Annotated in this window: 15 protein-coding genes and 1 tRNA gene; 5 read left to right on the top strand and 11 right to left on the bottom strand. The window is 68.6% G+C overall.

Annotated features, from left to right (window positions below; genetic code table 11):
* Positions 1–2: 2 nt before the first annotated feature.
* The 5 genes from RIN18_RS12800 to RIN18_RS12820 form a co-directional block, all read right to left on the bottom strand.
* Entirely contained in the window at positions 3–1457 is a 1455-nt protein-coding gene (locus RIN18_RS12800; protein WP_309104367.1) for a penicillin-binding transpeptidase domain-containing protein, read from the bottom strand.
* 67 nt (positions 1458–1524) lie between these two features.
* The gene (locus tag RIN18_RS12805; protein ID WP_309104368.1) at positions 1525–2910 is read right to left on the bottom strand and encodes an FtsW/RodA/SpoVE family cell cycle protein; all 1386 of its coding nucleotides are present in this window, start codon (positions 2908–2910) and stop codon (positions 1525–1527) included.
* Positions 2907–4205 (bottom strand): protein phosphatase 2C domain-containing protein, encoded by a 1299-nt coding sequence (locus RIN18_RS12810; protein ID WP_309104369.1) that lies wholly within the window; start codon positions 4203–4205, stop codon positions 2907–2909. Before RIN18_RS12810 ends, RIN18_RS12805 begins: the two co-directional genes overlap by 4 nt.
* A gap of 7 nt (positions 4206–4212) precedes the next feature.
* On the bottom strand, positions 4213–4725 hold the full coding sequence (locus RIN18_RS12815; protein WP_309104370.1) for an FHA domain-containing protein: 513 nt from the start codon (positions 4723–4725) through the stop codon (positions 4213–4215).
* Entirely contained in the window at positions 4722–5438 is a 717-nt protein-coding gene (locus RIN18_RS12820) for a DUF3662 and FHA domain-containing protein (RefSeq protein WP_309104371.1), read from the bottom strand. Before RIN18_RS12820 ends, RIN18_RS12815 begins: the two co-directional genes overlap by 4 nt.
* A gap of 281 nt (positions 5439–5719) precedes the next feature.
* Between RIN18_RS12820 and RIN18_RS12825 the strand changes: the two genes are divergently transcribed.
* A tRNA-Leu gene (locus RIN18_RS12825) sits at positions 5720–5802 on the top strand.
* Between the two features lie 70 nt (positions 5803–5872).
* Here RIN18_RS12825 and RIN18_RS12830 read toward each other — a convergent pair.
* Positions 5873–6940 (bottom strand): YihY/virulence factor BrkB family protein, encoded by a 1068-nt coding sequence (locus tag RIN18_RS12830; protein ID WP_309104372.1) that lies wholly within the window; start codon positions 6938–6940, stop codon positions 5873–5875.
* A gap of 166 nt (positions 6941–7106) precedes the next feature.
* Here RIN18_RS12830 and RIN18_RS12835 point away from each other — a divergent pair, with 166 nt between their 5' ends.
* Complete coding sequence (locus RIN18_RS12835; RefSeq protein WP_309104373.1) at positions 7107–7811, top strand: aspartate/glutamate racemase family protein; 705 nt, start codon at positions 7107–7109, stop codon at positions 7809–7811.
* Between the two features lie 41 nt (positions 7812–7852).
* Here RIN18_RS12835 and RIN18_RS12840 read toward each other — a convergent pair whose 3' ends face one another.
* Positions 7853–8665: an SDR family oxidoreductase gene (locus RIN18_RS12840; RefSeq protein WP_309104374.1), complete on the bottom strand. Its 813-nt coding sequence runs from the start codon at positions 8663–8665 to the stop codon at positions 7853–7855.
* Between the two features lie 161 nt (positions 8666–8826).
* On the opposite strand from RIN18_RS12840, the gene RIN18_RS12845 reads away from it, so the two are divergent.
* The 3 genes from RIN18_RS12845 (at position 8827) to RIN18_RS12855 (ending at position 11744) form a co-directional block, all read left to right on the top strand.
* Complete coding sequence (locus RIN18_RS12845; RefSeq protein WP_309104375.1) at positions 8827–9417, top strand: GNAT family protein; 591 nt, start codon at positions 8827–8829, stop codon at positions 9415–9417.
* A 4-nt stretch (positions 9418–9421) separates the two neighbouring features.
* Positions 9422–9955, top strand: coding sequence for a hypothetical protein (locus tag RIN18_RS12850; RefSeq protein WP_309104376.1), 534 nt, complete (start codon positions 9422–9424; stop codon positions 9953–9955).
* Between the two features lie 136 nt (positions 9956–10091).
* Positions 10092–11744 carry a RecQ family ATP-dependent DNA helicase gene (locus tag RIN18_RS12855; protein ID WP_309104377.1) on the top strand — a complete coding sequence of 551 codons (1653 nt, stop codon included), beginning with the start codon at positions 10092–10094 and terminating at the stop codon, positions 11742–11744.
* A 31-nt stretch (positions 11745–11775) separates the two neighbouring features.
* Here RIN18_RS12855 and manD read toward each other — a convergent pair whose 3' ends face one another.
* From manD to RIN18_RS12875, 4 genes are all read right to left on the bottom strand, one after another.
* Complete coding sequence (gene manD / locus RIN18_RS12860; RefSeq protein WP_309104378.1) at positions 11776–13002, bottom strand: D-mannonate dehydratase ManD; 1227 nt, start codon at positions 13000–13002, stop codon at positions 11776–11778.
* A gap of 60 nt (positions 13003–13062) precedes the next feature.
* Positions 13063–14454, bottom strand: coding sequence for an MFS transporter (locus RIN18_RS12865; protein WP_309104379.1), 1392 nt, complete (start codon positions 14452–14454; stop codon positions 13063–13065).
* A gap of 80 nt (positions 14455–14534) precedes the next feature.
* Positions 14535–15539: an L-idonate 5-dehydrogenase gene (locus RIN18_RS12870; RefSeq protein ID WP_309104380.1), complete on the bottom strand. Its 1005-nt coding sequence runs from the start codon at positions 15537–15539 to the stop codon at positions 14535–14537.
* Positions 15536–17050, bottom strand: a complete 1515-nt coding sequence (locus RIN18_RS12875) for a mannitol dehydrogenase family protein (RefSeq protein WP_309104381.1) — start codon at positions 17048–17050, stop codon at positions 15536–15538. Before RIN18_RS12875 ends, RIN18_RS12870 begins: the two co-directional genes overlap by 4 nt.
* Between the last annotated feature and the right edge of the window lie 10 nt (positions 17051–17060).

Below are 17060 nucleotides of genomic sequence, written 5' to 3' on the forward strand. Positions count from 1 at the left end.
CCTCATCTGCCCAGCACCGCCTCTATGACCTTCTTCGCAATCGGAGCGGCGATGGAGTCGCCGGATCCGGATTGTCCCTGTCCGCCGCCGTCTTCGACGACTACCGCTACTGCGACCGCCGGGTCGTTCGCCGGCGCGAAGCCGGTGAACCACAACGTATGCGGCCTGCTGCCGTTCTCTGCTGTTCCGGTCTTTCCGGCCACGTCGATCCCGTCTATTCTTGCACCCTGCGCAGCCCCGGTAGAGACGCTCGCCACCATGGCCGAGGTCACCTCGTCGGCGATCTCCGCGTCGACCGCGCGGCCGAACTCCGTGTTCTCGAAGGCGCGGAGCACCGACAGGTCGTTGCCGATGACGGCATCCACCATTCGCGGGTTCATCACGACGCCGTCGTTCGCAAGCCCCGCCGCCACCATCGCGATCTGAAGCGGCGTCGCGGTCACCTTGCCCTGGCCGAAGCCGGTGAGCGCGGTCTGCGCATCGTCGAGCGCGCGAGGGTAGCTCGAGGGCGTCGAGGCGAGGGGCGTCTCGAAGCTGCGATTGAAGCCGAACTTCTCCGCCATCTCGAGGATCCGCGTGTCACCGAGCTCGACGGCGAGCTCGGCCATCGGGATGTTGCAGCTGAGCCTGATCGCCTCGGCGATCGTGACCGTGTCACCCGGGCCGCACGTGCCGCCCCAGGCGTTCGAGACCGTGTTGCTGGAGCCGGGGAGCTGGTAGCGCGCGGGATTCGGCAGCGTCGATTCCGGCGTCCAGTCGCCGCTCGCGTACGCGGCGGCGGCGACGAGAACCTTGAACGTCGATCCCGGCGGGTTGAGGTCGCCCGCGATGGCGCGGTTCGACAGCGGCTTCGCCGGATCGTTGTCGAGTGCCTCGTAGGTCGCGTTCGCGGCGTTCGCGTCGTGCGTGGCCATCAGGTTCGTGTCGAAGCCGGGCGTCGACACCATCGCGAGGATGCGGCCGGTCTTCGGCTCGATCGCCACGACGGCGCCCTCGAGGCCCTGAAGCGCATCGTAGGCCGCACGCTGCGCTGCGGTGTTCAGCGACAGCTCCACACTGAACCCGGTCTGCGGCTGACCCGAGAGCAGGCGCTCGATCTCGGCGAAGAAGGCATTCGATCCGGTGCCGGACAGGTCGGCGTTCATCGCACCCTCGATGCCGGTGGCAGAGCCGAGCGCGGGGTTGAAGAACCCGGTCACGGGAGCCCACATGGCGGCATCCGTGTACACGCGCTGGAACTGGTACCGGTCGTCGCTCGGTGTGGAGGTGGCGATGCTGACACCGTCGACGATGATCGACCCGCGTTGGATCTCGTAGCTGTCGAGCTGGGTGCGCTTGTTGTTGCTGTTCTGGGCCAGGGTGTCGGCTTCGACGACCTGGATCCAGCTCGCGGCGGCGAACAGCGACACGAACATGAACAGCATCACGATGCTGAGCCGGCGGAGTTCTTTCGTCATCACACACCACCTCGTGCCCTCATCGATGCCATCGAGAGGCAGAGCTGACCCTGAGCTTGTCGAAGGGTCATCCGATCACCACCCGGGGCTGGGAGCGGACGGCGTCCGAGATGCGCAGCAGCACAGCGACGATGAGCCAGTTCGCCACGAGCGACGATCCGCCGGCGGCGAGGAACGGCGTGGTGAGGCCGGTGAGGGGAATGACCCGGGTGACACCGCCGACCATGATGAACACCTGCAGGGCGATCGTGAACGCCAGGCCCGTCGACAGCAGCTTGCCGAAGTCGTCCTGCCCGGTCAGCCCGATCCGCATCCCGCGGCTGACGAACACCATGTAGAGCACCAGGATCGCGAACAGGCCGATCAGGCCGATCTCCTCGCCGAGGCTGGTGATGATGTAGTCGCTGTGGGCGAGCGGAGTCACCTCGGGGCGGCCCTGGCCCCAGCCGGTGCCCATGAGCCCGCCGTGGGCGAGGCCGAACAGGCCCTGCATCGGCTGGTAGCCCGCGTTCTCGGGATCGACCTGATTCGGGTCGAACAGGAACAGCCAGTTGATGAAGCGGCCGCGCACGTAGCTGAGGATCTGAGTGGCCAGGGCGACCCCGGCGGCGACGAGCGCCAGGCCGATGAGCACCCAGCTGGTCTTGCCCGTCGCGACGTACAGCATCGCGACGAACATGCCGAAGATGAGCGTTCCGGTGCCGAGGTCGCGCTGGAAGACGATGATGCCGAGCGAGATGCCCCACACCACGAGCACCGGGCCGAGTTCGCGCATCCGCGGCCAGGTGATGCCGAGGAATCGCGTGCCGACCGAGGTGAGGCTCTCGCGGGTGCGCACCAGGTAGCCGGCGAAGAAGATCGCGAGGCAGATCTTCGCCAGCTCGCCGGGCTGGAAGGCGAAATTGCCGCCGAGCGAGACCCAGACCGCGGCGTTGGCGTCGGGGATGCGCAGGCCCGGAACGAATGGCAGCAGCAGCAGCACGATACCGGTGAGGCCGAAGACGTACGTGTAGCGGAACAGGATGCGGTAGTTGCGCAGCAGGATCACCGCCGTGATCGCGCCGATCAGCGAGATCGCCGTCCAGGCGAGCTGCTTGGTCGAGTACGCGTTCCAGCCGGTGAGGTCTTTCGCGAGGTCGATCCGGTAGATCATCGCGATGCCGAGACCGGTGAGCAGCGTCGCGATCGGCAGCACGAACGAGTCGGCGTCCCGCGCCACGAAGCGGAGGACGAAGTGCAGGGCGAAGGCGAGGACTGCGAGCCCGCCGCCGATGAAGAGGATCATCGGATCGATCCGGCCGAGAGCCCCGAGCTGCACGAGCGTGAGCGCCGCGCCGCTGAGCGCGCACGCGAACAGCAGCAGCCAGAACTCCCGGTTGCGCTGCGTCTGCGGCATCCGCAACCGCTTGAGCGCCTTGATGACGCTGGTGTCGGCCGTGACGTCCGTGCTCATGGCGTGCCTCCCGCCGGGGTCTCGGTGGGCAGCGGCGTGGGCAGCGGCGTCTGATCGATGATGTTCGCGTCGGCGCCGACGCGCAGCCGTTCGACGATGGCCTCCGCATCGGCGAGGGAGCGCGCGGTGATCGTGCGCTCGACCGACGTCCGCTGGTACGGCGGCAGGTCGGCGAGGAGGATCTCGGTGTCGGTCAGCGGTGTCGACAGCGTGATCGGGCCGAGGTTCTGCTGCACACCCTGGAAGATGACCACGCTGTCGTCGTCGGCGCCGATGAAGTAGCGGGTCTGGGTCCAGCTGTAGGCGGCGAAGGCCGCGATCGCGAGCATCGCCAGCACCACCAGCATCCCGGCGATCCAGCCCAAGCGGCGGCGTCTGGCGCGTCGACGATCCTCTTCGATGAGCTCTTCGAGATACTCGGCGGCCGGTTCGAAGTGGCTCGGCTCGTTGGCGGCCTGTCGCACCGGATGCAGCCAGCTCGGGCGCGCGGGCCGCACCGGCGGCACGATGACACCGGTCGGGTTCGAGGCGGAGCCGACGATCGTGGGCGTGCCCGACGAGAGCGGATGCTGGCCGCCGACGTCGACGATCACGATGGTGACGTTGTCGGGCGCACCGCCGTCGAGGGCCTGCTTGAGCAGGTTGTCGGCGGTGCGGCCTGGCGCCATGCCCAGGCGCATTGCCTTGAGCATGTGCGCTTCGTCGACGACGCCGGAGAGGCCGTCGGAGCACAGCAGCCAGCGATCTCCCGGCATCGTCGGCATGACGAACATGTCGAGCTCGGGGTCGGAGTCCATGTCGCTGAGCACCCGCATCAGCACCGAACGGCGCGGGTGGTAGCGGGCCTCTTCCGGTGTGATGCGGCCCGAGTCGACCAGCCGCTGCACGAAGGTGTGGTCGGCGGTGATCTGCGTGAGGGCGTCGTCACGGTAGAGATAGATCCGCGAGTCGCCGATGTGGCCGATGACGGCGTACTCGTCGACCATGATGATCGCGCTGACGGTGGTGCCGAGCCCCGCGAGCTCTGGGCGCTCCTTGGCAGCGCGGATCAGGTCGGCGGCGGCGGTGGTGGCGGCTGCCTGCAGTGACGCCTGCGCGTCTTCGGTCGACGTGAAGGCCTGATCGAGCGGTTCGAGCCGCTGGATCGCGATGCTCGACGCGACGTCGCCACCCGCGTGGCCGCCCATGCCGTCGGCGACGGCGAACAGGTTGGCTCCGGAGTATCCCGAGTCCTGGTTGTTGGAGCGGACCTTCCCGGTGTGGGAGATCGCGGCGCTCGAGCCTTCGAAGACCATGCCGGTGTCAGGCTCGCAGCTCGAAGGTCGTGGCGCCCACCTTGACGGGGGTGCCGAGGGCGAGGCCGACGGGGGATCCGGTCACGCGCTGGCCGGCGACGAAGGTGCCGTTGGTCGAGTCGAGATCCTGGATGGCCCAGACATCCCCCCGCAGCAGCAGGCGCGCGTGGTGGCTGGACGTGTAGTCGTCGCGGATGACGAGCGCCGACTCGCTGGAGCGGCCGATCGTCAGCGAGTCCGTTCCCAGCGGAAGCTCGAGTCCTGCTTTCGGGCCGGATGTGATGACGAGACGCTTGGCGGTCGCGACCGTGGCGGGCCCGGTAGTGGTCGGCTTCGCGGAGGCCGGCTTCACGGATGCTGCCGGGGCAGCTGCCGGCGTTGCGGCCGCGGCGTCGGCGGGGAGCTTGCGCACGCGCACGCCGAAGAGATCGGCGCGCAGCGAGTAGACGACGCCGAACACGAAGAACCACAGCAGCAGGAGGAACCCGATGCGCAGGAGAAGCAGGACCAGCTCGCTCACGGCATCACCCCGAACGATCGCGTGGAGTCGTCGCTCGGCCGGGAGTGATTCGCGACGGGGACGATGCGGAAGACGAGGTCGGTGCGGCCGATGGTGATGGTGGTGTCGGTCGGCAGGGCTGCCTCGCGCACCTTCTGGCCATTCACCTTTGTGCCGTTGGTCGAGCCGAGGTCGCGCATCATGGCGCGTTCGCCGTCCCACAGCACCTCGGCGTGCTTGCGGCTGGATCCGGCGTCGCCGATGGTGATGTCGGCGTCGCTGCCGCGGCCGATCACGGTGCGGGCCCGGGTGAGGGTGTGACGGCGGCCGTCGACCTCGATCACGGCCTGCCAGCTCACGCGGCTCTCGACGCTGCCCGAACTCACGCGCACGGTGCCGGTCGATACCTTCTCGTCGGGCTCGAGGACGATGGTCAGCGGGCCGGCGAAGCTGTAGCCCTGCGAGCTGCCGTGCTTGCTGAGCAGCGCATGCAGCTCGTCGATGAGCGCACCGCCGAGCCCCCGCATCCGCTCGGCGTCGTCGGCGCTCAGGCGCACGACGTACCGGTTGGGCGCGATGATGCGGTCGCGGCTGACCACAGCCGCCTTCGTGTCGGCTTCGCGTCGCAGCGCCGACGCGATCTCCACAGGCTGGATGCCGCTGCGGAAGGTCTTCGCGAACGCGCTGTTCACAGCGCGCTCGAGACCCTTCTCAAAGCTGTCAAGTAGTCCCACTGGGCTCCTCTGGCATGCCGACCGGTAGGGACATCGTAGCCAGGTGTCCTGGATGAACGCCTTTCGGGTCGCTCTGCGCGGGGGATTCGCGCGCCGTGCGGGCTCGCCTCGGCGGCGAGACATGGCTTTCTGCATGAGAAACGTCGTCGGCGGACGTTTCTCATGTCGGATGCTGTTTCTCGCGGGCCGGAAGGATGCTGCGAGGGGATGCTGGGTGCGTTGGGTGGCCGTGAAAACGCGTGATATCCTCGTGAAGTTGAGTTCTCCGGAGCGAGACACTCGCGCGAGTGGCGGAATGGTAGACGCGCTGGCTTCAGGTGCCAGTGTCCTTATGGACGTGGGGGTTCAAGTCCCCCCTCGCGCACACAGAGCGACGAAGAGCCGGGCCCGAGAGGGACCGGCTCTTCCTCGTTACAGGCGCGGGGTGATCGCAGCTACGACCCGCCATCATCCGCATGCTGCTCGCGAATCCTCCGACCCTCGGCGACGTCCTTCGCCTCCTTCTCCGCCGCCTTGTCGCTCTTGCGCGAGTCACGCGGTGGCAGCTGGATGTCCTTCTCCGCTGCGATGCCGGCCTGCAGCTGACGTCCGCGTTCGAGTTCGGCGTCGAACTCGGCACCGAAGAGCAGCGCGAGGTTCGAGATCCACAGCCAGAGGAGCAGCACGATGATTCCCGCGAGCGACCCGTACGTGCGGTCGTAGTTCGAGAAGTTGGCCACATAGAAGCCGAACCCGAACGTCGCGATGGCGAGAACGATGATGGCGAGCAGGGCGCCCATGCTGATCCACCGGAACTTCGGCTGCTTCGCATTGGGCGTCGCGTAGTAGAGGATCGCGACGATGAGCACGACGATGAAGGCAAGCACCGGCCATTTCGCGATCGACCAGATGGTCTGGGCGACGTTTCCCACCCCGAGCGCGTCGCCGACGGCATCCGCCACCGGCCCCGACACGACGAGGATGATCGCTGCGACCACGAGAAGCACGATGGCGATGATCGTCACCAGCAGCTGCTGCGGCTTGAGCTTCCAGAAGGGGCGCCCCTCCTCGATCTCATAGATGCGGTTCATGGCGCGGCTGAACGCGCCGACGTAGCCGGACGCCGACCACACCGCCAGCACGATTCCCGAGATGAGCGCGAACCCTGCCGCCGGAGAGCTCGCGATCTGCTCGATCGGCCCCCGCACGGCATCCGCTGTATCACCGGGCGCGACCTGTTCGATGATGCCGAGCACCGCGTCGCTTGCGGACTTCCCCTGGCCCAGGACGCCGAGCAGCGAGAAGACGGCGATCAGCCCGGGGAACAGCGACAGCACGGAGTAGTACGTCAGCGCCGCCGCGATGTCGGTGCACTGGTCGGAGGAGAACTCCCGGATCGTCTTCTGGGCGACGTACTTCCAGGAACGCTTCTCGATCTCGTCCGGAGAGTCCGGCTTGTCAGGATGCTCGGCATCCGGGGTGTTGCGCGCGTCTCGATCCCGTCCGCTGGTCTCAGTGGTCATGCTCCGCCCTCCGGTCCCTGACTCCCCTCCTCCAGTGCTACACGCGCGCCGGATGTTTCGGCTGACCCTTGCGGTCCGATGGCCAGGCGGCTAGAGGTGGCACCGAGAAGCGGTCTGGCAGAATCAGGTCCGGCGCGAATATCGCGGCGACACGGAAGGACGACGGATGAAGACGATCGGGATGCTCGGCGGGATGAGCTGGGAATCGACTGCCGAGTACTACCGGCTGGCGAACGAGTTCGTGCGGGACCGCCTCGGTGGGTTCCACTCAGCCCCGATCCTCCTCGACTCGCTGGACTTCGCCGAGGTCGAAGCGTTGCAGAGCGCCGGCGACTGGGCAGCCGCGGGGGAGTTGCTGGCAGTGCGCGCTCGCCGCCTGCAGGATGCCGGAGCCGACCTGCTCGTGCTCTGCACCAACACCATGCACATCGTGATCGAGCGCGTGGAGGAGTCCCTGCACATCCCGGTCCTCCACATCGCGGACGCCACCGCGGCCGCCATCAGCGCGGCCGACGTCTCGCGTGTGGGTCTGCTCGGCACGGCCTTCACGATGGAGCAGGCGTTCTACCGGGAGCGCATCGAATCGCACGGCATCCACGTCTCCGTCCCGGACGAGGATGATCGAGCACTCGTCCACCGGGTGATCTACGACGAACTCGTGCACGGCATCGTCCGCGACGAGTCCCGGGCGGCGTACCAGCGCGTCGTCGACCGGCTCGTCGAGCGCGGAGCCGGAGGCATCATCCTCGGGTGCACCGAGATCGAACTGCTCCTCACGCAGGCGGACAGCCCGGTGCCCGTCTTCCCGACGACGGCCATCCACGTGGCTGCCGCTGTCGACGCCGCAGTCGGCCCCGCTTTGACACCGTAGGCGACTCGCTTCGCCCGGATGCCGGCTGCACCGGCATCGGATCACGCCGGCCCGCGCCTCCGCATCCGCACCTCGCCGAGTACCCAGCTGCTCGTCAGGGTGAGCGCTCGCCGCGTGAGCAGTCTCGTTCCGAGCGCGGCCAGGTGATTGCTCAGACCCGAGACGACGCTTGGGCGGCTGTTCTTCCTGTCCAGCTCGCGGAACGCGGTGTCGATCACCTGCTCTGCCGTCTGCTGCCGACCGGTCGACCCGAGACTGCCGCCGAGAACGTCGAAGAACTCGGTCTTGGTCGACCCAGGGCTCAGCGCGAGCACCCGCAGCCCGGTCCCCCGGGCCTCGGCCCAGAGCGCCTCGGTGAAGTGCAGCACGAACGCCTTGGTCGCGCCGTAGACGGCCATGCCGGGGGTCGGCTGGTACGCCGCGATGCTCGCGACCGTGACCAAGGCGCCGTTCCCCTCGAGCAGCTGCGGCATGAACAGTCTCGACAGTTCCACGAGCGTTCCGACGTTGAGCTGCATCTCCTGCACCATCCGATCGGGCTCGGCCAGATCGAAGGGGCCGTGCGTTCCGAAACCGGCGTTGTTCACCAGCGAGGAGATGCGGATGCCGCGACGCGCGATCTCGTCGGCCAGCGCCGGCGCCGCGCCGGGCACGGCGAGGTCGGCGGGGATGACCTCGACATTCACGCGCGCCGATGCGCGAAGCTCCGTCGCCAGCGCCTCCAGGCGGTCGGCTCGGCGCGCGACGAGCACCAGATGGGAGCCGCGCGCGGCGAAGCGACGAGCGAACTCGACGCCCAGCCCCGAGCTCGCCCCCGTGATGAGGGCGGTTCCGCCGCGGAGGTCGAGCGTCATGGTGTCATCCTTCGATCGGGGTCGTCAGTGCCCATCATCGCCTGACAAGGAGAGACCGGAGGAGCGGATGCCGGCATCCGATGTCGCGTCACTTGGTATCGTCGGCTCGCACGACGAGCACGCCCACCGTGCTTTCGCCCGGGGAGAGGAAAGGAACGACGATGTCGAATCTCACGTCGGATGCACGGGCAGGGGCCCTGCGGGAGCTCGCGACGCTCAAGGGCCTCCGGGTGACACTGGTGCCGCTCGGGCCCGAACACTTCGAGCCGCTGTGGACCGGGCTGCAGGATGAGGAGTCGGCACGGCTCACCGGAACGACGGCGCAGTTCGATCGCGAGACCGTCGTCACGCACCTGCGACGGATCGGAACAGCAGCGGACCGCGCCGACTGGGCGATCCTCCACGCGGGAACAGGGGAGTACATCGGCGAAGTCGTGCTCAACGAACTCGACGACGACAACGCGGCCATGAACTTCCGCATCGCCTTGCTCGCCGACCATCTCGGACAGGGTTTCGGCACCGAGGCCACGGGCCTCGTCCTCGATCACGCGTTCTCGGCGCTGGGCCTTCATCGAGTGTCTCTGGAGGTGTATGCCTTCAATCCGCGGGCGCAGCGCTCCTACGAGAAGGCCGGGTTCATCGTCGAGGGCCGGCTGCGAGATGCGCTCCGCTGGGACGGCGAGTGGGTCGACGCGATCGTGATGTCGGTGCTCAGCACTGATCCGCGACCGGGCGCGGCCCGGGTAGCGTGACTGCATGAGCCGCGCCAGACCCATCGCCGCGACGATCCTCGTCGCTGCAGGCATCGTCGTCGTCGGCTGCACTGGTGCACCGACGGATGCCGACGGCTCGGGATCGCCTTCACCCTCGGCTCGAAGCGCCGGGCCGCCCGCCGCCAAGCCATCCGCCGCCGCAGATGCCGACGAGGCCCTGTTGCCGATACCGGTCGCCGACATCAAGACCTGGGCAGAGGCGTCCGTGGTCGGCTCAGACGCGGAGGGGTACGCCGGCGCTCTCTCCGGGTGGATGGGCGAGAACTCCGCCCATGGAATGTCGAAGTTCCAGTCCCTCGAGCCCGGGTCGTATCAGGCGCAGGTCGCGTGCCGCGGAGATGGTGAGATCACCGTCACGGCGGGCGAAGTGGGCGGCGTCGGGTCTGCGGAGCCGGTCGAGTGCGCCAACGAGACGATCGCGTTCGATGTCACGACCCGTGCGACGGGGATGCAGGTGCAGCTCGATCTTGAGGGCGCCCCGTCGATCTACGCGTTCTCGCTGGTGAGAATCGGCTGACACCTGCGCCCCTAGGAATTCGGAAAAGCGCTGGGACTTATCGCGCCACCCCGGTGAGGTCAAGGTCCTCGCGCGCTCTCGCACGCCGAGGTTGAGTGGAGGCTTCCCCGCCACATGACCCGAAGGGCGCCTCCGCGTGAGCACGACTCCCACCCTCGCCGAGACTCGACGGACCGCTCGCGAGGCGTTCGGCTGGGACACCCTCCTCCCCGGCCAGGCCGAGGCGATCGCTTCGGTGACCGGCGGTCGCGACACGCTCGTCGTCTTCCCGACCGGAGCCGGCAAGTCGGCCGTCTACCAGATCGCCGGTCTCGAGCGCGGCGGCGTGACCCTTGTCATCTCGCCACTGCTTGCTCTTCAGCGCGATCAAGTCGCATCCATCGACGCGGCCCCCGACGCCCCCGCGGCCGTCGCGCTCAACTCCCGGTCGTCGGCCCGCTCAGAGCGCGCGGCGTGGGCGGCGATCGAGAGCGGCGAACCCGTCTACGCCTTCCTGGCGCCCGAGCAGCTCACCCGCGACGACGTGCTGCGGCGGGTGGCGGATGCCGACGTGCGACTGCTCGTCGTCGATGAGGCGCACTGCGTTTCGGCGTGGGGTCACGATTTCCGCCCGGACTACGCGCGCATCGGTGATGCTGTCGCGGAACTCGGCCACCCGCCGATCCTCGCGCTCACCGCCACCGCGTCGACTCCGGTGCGCACCGACATCATCGAGCGCTTGGGCATGCGCGATCCGCATCTCGAGATCCGGGGAATGGATCGACCCGAGATCCACCTCGCCGTCCGCCGTCATGAAGACGATGCTGCCAAGCGCAGGGCCGTCGTCGACGAGGTGGCGGCTGAGGCGGGGCCGAGCCTGCTCTACGTCGCGACCCGGCGCGAGACCGACGAGTACGCCGCGAAGCTCGACGAACGCGGTCGGCGCACGGCCGCGTACCACGGCGGGATGAGCGCGAAGGCGCGGGATGCCGTGCACGACGCCTGGTCGGCGAGCAGGCTCGACGTGGTCGTCGCGACCTCGGCCTTCGGCATGGGAATCGACAAGGCCGACGTGCGCCTCGTCGCCCACGCCGACGTCACCGAGTCGCTCGATTCCTACGCTCAGGAGATCGGTCGCGCGGCGCGCGACGGTCAGCCTGCACGCGCGGTGCTGCACTACCGGCCCGAGGACTTCTCGTTGCGGTCGTTCTTCGCCGCGGGCCGGGCGAAGCCCGCACAGGTGGAGGCCGTGTGGTCGGCGTTGAACCAGGCATCTGGTCGCGTGCGGGCGAAGGCGGTCGGCGAGACAGCCGGGCTCTCGGCCCGCACGGCCTCCCGCATCCTGGGTGCGCTCGTCACTGTGGGCGCCGCCACCTCGACGGCCGCAGGCTTCGCCGCCCGATCGGGTCGCACTCGCGACGAGGTCGTCGACGCCGTGCGAGAAGAGGAGGACGCGCAGCGCCGCATCCGCGAGTCCCGCATCGCGGTCATGCGCGGGTATGCCGAGGCGGTGCGCTGTCGGCGGATCGCTCTGCTGGACTACTTCGGCGTCGACGCTCCCGACGCGTGCGGGGCATGCGATCGCTGCGATGCCGCCGACGCGGCCGGTGACGCGACCGGCGCGGCCTCGGCTCCGAATGACCGGAACGACGACGACCTGCATCCTGATGACGCCGTGCACCACGCCGAATGGGGAGCCGGCACCGTGGTCAGTGTGGAGGATGACCGGATGACGGTCTTCTTCGAGCAGCAGGGGTACAAGGTCGTGGCGCGCGAGGCGCTCGACCGCGGCATCCTCGACGTCGCCTGAACCTCAGCGGCGGGAGGCGACGCGACGCGTCTCACCAGTCGTGCACGGTCCCGTCCAGGAGTCGGTTCACCGGAAGGTACGCCTTGGTGTACTCGTGGGCGGCCGCCGCCTGCTCGTCGAGCTCGACTCCGAGACCGGGCAGCTCGCCGGGGTGAAGGAAGCCTCGATCCAAGGTGTACGACGTCTGGAACACCTCGAGCGTCTGCTCGTTGTGCGGCATGTACTCCTGGATGCCGAAGTTGTGGATCGCGAGGTCGAGGTGAAGGGCCGCGGCCATGCCGACGGGGGAGATGTCGGTGGGGCCGTGGATGCCGGATTTGATGCCGTAGATCGCCGCGAAGTCGAGCAGCTTCTTCATCGCCGTGATGCCACCGGTGTGGGTGACGGCGGACCGCACGTAGTCGATCAACCGCTCGGTGATGAGGGTCTGATAGTCGTACACGGAGTTGAAGACCTCGCCGATGGCGAGCGGAGTCGTCGAATACTGGCGAACGAGACGCAGCGCCGTCTGATCCTCACCGGGCGTGCAGTCCTCGAGCCAGAACAGGTCGTACGGCTCGATGTCCTTGGCGAACCGCGCCGCTTCGATCGGCGACATGCGGTGATGACCGTCATGGAGGACGCGCAGGTCGCTGCCGAACTCCTCCCGGATCTGCGCGAAGACGCCGGGCATGTGGTTCAGGTAGTTGCGGGTGTCCCACGTCTCCTCGGCCGGGCGGTCGCCGGAGCGCTTCGCCGGCTCGTAGTCGTAGCGCACACCCGGGCCGGCCGCCGAGACGCCGTAGATCTGCCCGAGCCCCGGCACGCCGGTCTGCACCCGCACCGCGGTGAAGCCGAGCTCCCTGTACCCGGTGATGGCGTTGGAGAGTGCGGCGTAGTCGGTGCCGGAGGCGTGGGCGTAGACACGCACCCCCTCGCGGCTGGCGCCGCCGAGCAGCTGGTACAACGGCATCCCGGCCTTCTTGGCCTTGATGTCCCACAGGGCCATGTCGACCGCCGCGATGGCCGCCATCGTGACGGGGCCGCGGCGCCAGTACGGCGCCCGGTAGAGGTACTGCCAGGTGTCTTCGATGCGGTCCTCATCGCGCCCGACGATCGTCGAGGCGACGTGGTCGGAGAGGTAGGAGGCGACCGCGAGCTCGCGGCCGTTGAGCGTGGCGTCACCCCAGCCGACGACGCCATCGGAGGTCGTGATCTTCAGCGTCACGAAGTTGCGTCCCGGGCTGGTGATGATCACGTCGACGAGTTCGATGGTCATGTCGTTCCTCAAGGAAGGGGGTGCGGCCGTTCGGGCGACCGCACCCGGTCGGTGCGTCGGTCAGATCGCGTCGCGGGGGTCGGTGAGGTCGCGGCCGGCGACCTCGGGCATCCAGATCGAGGCGAAGAGCGCGCACAGCGTGAAGACCACGAGCATGATGATGATCGGGATGAACGAACCGGTGACGGCGGAGACCCACGCGGCTGCGATGACGGGGCCTGCACCGGTGGCGACGATGGCCGCGATCTCACGCGCCATGGCCGTGTAGGTGTACCGGTTGCGGGAGCCGAAGAGCTCGGGCAGCGTCAGGTTCTCGAGCGACGCGAAGCTCATCACAGCGAGGTTGTGCAGCACCACGTAGCCGACGAAGACCTGCACGGTGTCCTTGCTGCTGATCATCAGCATCGTCGGGACGATGACGATGAGCGCGATGATCGCCCAGATCATGTACATGCGCTTGCGGCCGAAGCGGTCGCCGAGCCAGCCCGACAGCGGAACGGTGATGAAAGCGACGAGAGACGACACGATGACGGCGTTGACGCCGATCGAACGGTCCAGCAGCAGGACGACCGTGATGTAGCTGATGAGGTACGTCTGGATCATGCCGGAGTTGCCGGCCTGACCGAAGCGCAGTAGGAGCGCGATCGCGAACGCCTTCCAGGGCTTGCGCTGCATCGACTCGAGGGTGCGGACGTCGCCGGTCTCGGTGGCGAGCTGGATCGTCTCGGCCTTGGAGAGGGCCCTGCCGTCGACGACGTCGGTGCGCTCCTCGAAGACCGGGGTCTCCTTGAGGCTGAAGCGCACCCAGATGGCGAAGAGCATGATCACCGCGCTGCCGATGAAGGGGATGCGCCACGCCCAGTCGATGACCTCCTGCTCGCTGAAGGCGACGAGCAGGATCGCCCAGATGCCCGAAGCCAGCAGCGTGCCGCAGTTGGTGCCGAGGGCGACCAGAGAGGCGATGATGCCACGGCGCTTCGCCGGTGCGTACTCGGCGAGCATGACCCCGGCGCCCGAGATCTCGGCACCGGCTCCGAAGCCCTGCGCGATGCGGAGCAGCACGAGCAGGATCGGCGCGAGGACACCCACCTGCGAGTATGTCGGCAGCACGCCGATGAGGGTGGTCGCGAGCCCCATCAGGAGGATCGTATAGAACAGCACCTTCGTGCGACCGGTCTTGTCACCGAGGCGCGCGAAGAAGAACGCGCCGACCGGACGGGCGACGTAGCCGACGCCGTACGTGGCCATCGCGGCGACCACGGCGACGGCCGGATCCTCCTTGGAGAAGAAGAGATCGGCGAAGACCAGCGCGGCCGCCAGCGAATAGAGCTGGTAGTCCATGAACTCCAGCGCCGTGCCGAGCCATCCGGAGACAGCGGCGCGCACGAGGTCGCGGACGGACCTCTTCGCGGCGGGGTCAGCGGCCGTGGCCGTCGTCTGTAGTTCTGACATGGGAGGTACTCCTTCGGACCAGGACGGGGGTGAATGCGTCGGATGCGGCTCGGCCGCGGGGCAGGGGTGGTGGTGTTTCGCTAGAGAGCCAGCAGGACCTTCGCCGAGGCGGACGAGTCGCGGGCGAGCTGGAACGCCTGAACGGCATCGGATGCCGGGACGACGTGAGAGACGATGGGATCGAGAGCGTCCGACTCGGCCAGCATCCTGACGGCGTCGTCGATCTCGGTGGAGAAGCGGAAGGCGCCGCGGATCGTCAGCTCCTTGGCGAGAAGCGGAGCGAGGTTCACACCGGTGTCGGCGTTCGGAAGCATGCCGACCTGGACGATCGTTCCGGCGCGGCGCGTCGCGCGGATCGCCTGGGTGAGCGCGGGTCCGACCCCGGAGCACTCGAAGACCACGTCGTACGACTCGTCGTCGATCGTGTCGCGGCCGACCAGCGCGGCCTCGGTCGCACCGAGTGCCCTGGCGCGGTCGAGAGGTTCGGCACGCACATCGCTCGCCCCGACCACGCCGGCGCCGGCGTGCGCCGCTGCCGCGACGACGAGCAGGCCGATGGGACCGGCGCCGATCACGAGTGCCCGCCGGGCCGCGATCTCACCGGCCAGGCCCACCGCATGCAGGGCGACTGCCAGCGGTTCCGCGAGGGCTGCCCGCTTCAGCGGCAGGCCGGCCGGCAGTGCACGGACCATGTGGTCTTCGACGATCAGGAACTCGGACGCTCCGCCCTGCCGGTGAGGGGTCGCCGCAGCGCTGCCGAGGTAGTCCCCGCCGGCGCGGAGGTGCGGGTGGTCTTCCAGTCCGGTGATCACGGGGCCGTAGCGCGCGGGATGCACGACCACTGGCGTTCCCGGCTCGAGGCGGCCGGAGGGGTCGAGGTCGACCACGCCCGAGAGCTCGTGCCCGGGGGTGAGCGGTTCGCGGATGGTGTACTCGCCGTTCGCGCCGTGGAAGTAGTAGTGCAGGTCGGATCCGCAGATGCCGACGTAGCTCACGCGCAGACGGATCTCGCCCTCGCCGGGGGCCGGGATCTCGCGATCCTCCCAGCGGAGGTCTTCCTTGCCGTGGATGGCGAGAGCCTTCATGGCTGCATCTCCTTCATAGGGATCCGGGATGCCGCGACGGCATCGGCGATCGCGGCGCCGACGCCTCGGCGTCGGATCATGTCGATCAGCTCGCCGACGCGCGCGACGAACGCATCCTGCTCCGCGAGTTCATCACCGAACAGCTGCAGCCCGGTGATCACACGCGCGGCGAGATCGCCGCCGCTGCGTGACGTAGCGGGCAGCTCCGACAGGCGTTCGCGTGCAGCATCCGTCATCGCCGCGGCGTGCGGGCCGGGGTCGAAGCCGGCGAGAGGTGCGAGACAGGCCAGGTACCCGGCGACCGTCAGGGCGATCAGATGCGGCATCTCGCCCTCACGGAGGGCGCGCAAAGCCGGCTCCGGGATGCGCTGGCGGAGCTTGACGGAGCCGTCCGTCCCCACCTGGCTGGTGCGGTGGCCGAGCGCCGAGTTGCCCCAGCGATCGAAGAGCTGGGCCTCGTACTCCCGGATGTCGACGCCGTTCGGCATCTCGATCGACGGCTCGTACTCGTTGCGGAGCACGGTGAGTGCTGCGTCGGCGATGTCGTCGAGACGGATGGCTTCGGGGATCGTGCCCACGCCGCGAAGGGCACCAAGGTAGGCGATGAGGGAGTGCGTGCCGTTGAGCAGGCGCACCTTCATCTGCTCGTAGCGGCCGACCTCGCTCGTGAACACCGCCCCGCCCGCCTCCCACGCCGGGCGGCCCCCTGCGAATCGATCTTCGATGGCCCACATCGTGAAGGGTTCGGCCGGAACGGGGATCTCATCACGAGCACCGAGGAGGGTGCTGACGCGGTCGCGCAGTTCAGGGGTCGTCGACGGCACGATGCGGTCGACCATGCTGGAGGGGAACGAGACCGACCGGTCCAGGAACGCCAGGGTGTCGTCGCCTTCGCCGCGGGGGAGTGCATGGAGGAACGCGCGTACCAGCTTCTCGGTGTGGGCGCCGTTGGCGGAGAGGTTGTCGCAGCTGACGATGGCGATCGGGTCGCCACCGGCCGATGCTCGGGCCTGAAGCCCGCGGGCGAGCTGGCCGATCGTCGACTTCGGGGGAGCGCCGGTCAGGTCGGCCCGCACGGTCGGGTCGTCGAGGTCGAGACGCTGTGTCGAGGCGGAGTAGCTGTACCCGTTCTCGGTGACGGTGAGCGTGACGATGCGGATGCCGGAATCGGCGATGTGCGCCACGACGCGCTCGGGCTGCTCGGCGCCGACGAAGGCATCGGTGTGCACGCCGGGGACCGTGAGCGACGTGCGCTCCGGGTCGATGGTGGCGACGGAATAGAGGAAGTCCTGCGCGTGCATCGCATCGACGATCGAGCGGGAGCGCGAGGCGACCCCGATGATGCCCCAGTCTCCGCCGGCGCCGGCGAGAGCTGCGGCCGTGTGGCTCGCCTGGTGCGCCCGGTGGAAGCTGCCGAGGCCGAGGTGCAGGATGCCGGCACGGTCGGGGTCGGCCACGGGCGTCGACGTGCCGGAAGCGCCACGGCGCAGGGCCGGTGCCACGGGGCTCACGCGGTGCCTC

The organism is Microbacterium sp., from assembly GCF_031179285.1.
Taxonomy (GTDB): Bacteria; Actinomycetota; Actinomycetes; order Actinomycetales; family Microbacteriaceae; genus Microbacterium.

Excerpts from the sequence above, each read along its gene's own strand:
- RIN18_RS12830 (WP_309104372.1), bottom strand. The coding sequence starts at position 6,940 with ATGACCACTGAGACCAGCGGACGGGATCGAGACGCGCGCAACACCCCG.
- RIN18_RS12810 (WP_309104369.1), bottom strand. The coding sequence starts at position 4,205 with ATGGTCTTCGAAGGCTCGAGCGCCGCGATCTCCCACACCGGGAAGGTC.
- RIN18_RS12840 (WP_309104374.1), bottom strand. The coding sequence starts at position 8,665 with ATGACGCTCGACCTCCGCGGCGGAACCGCCCTCATCACGGGGGCGAGC.
- RIN18_RS12870 (WP_309104380.1), bottom strand. The coding sequence starts at position 15,539 with ATGAAGGCTCTCGCCATCCACGGCAAGGAAGACCTCCGCTGGGAGGAT.
- RIN18_RS12800 (WP_309104367.1), bottom strand. The coding sequence starts at position 1,457 with ATGACGAAAGAACTCCGCCGGCTCAGCATCGTGATGCTGTTCATGTTC.
- RIN18_RS12845 (WP_309104375.1), top strand. The coding sequence starts at position 8,827 with ATGTCGAATCTCACGTCGGATGCACGGGCAGGGGCCCTGCGGGAGCTC.
- manD (WP_309104378.1), bottom strand. The coding sequence starts at position 13,002 with ATGACCATCGAACTCGTCGACGTGATCATCACCAGCCCGGGACGCAAC.
- RIN18_RS12850 (WP_309104376.1), top strand. The coding sequence starts at position 9,422 with ATGAGCCGCGCCAGACCCATCGCCGCGACGATCCTCGTCGCTGCAGGC.
- RIN18_RS12835 (WP_309104373.1), top strand. The coding sequence starts at position 7,107 with ATGAAGACGATCGGGATGCTCGGCGGGATGAGCTGGGAATCGACTGCC.
- RIN18_RS12805 (WP_309104368.1), bottom strand. The coding sequence starts at position 2,910 with ATGAGCACGGACGTCACGGCCGACACCAGCGTCATCAAGGCGCTCAAG.
- RIN18_RS12865 (WP_309104379.1), bottom strand. The coding sequence starts at position 14,454 with ATGTCAGAACTACAGACGACGGCCACGGCCGCTGACCCCGCCGCGAAG.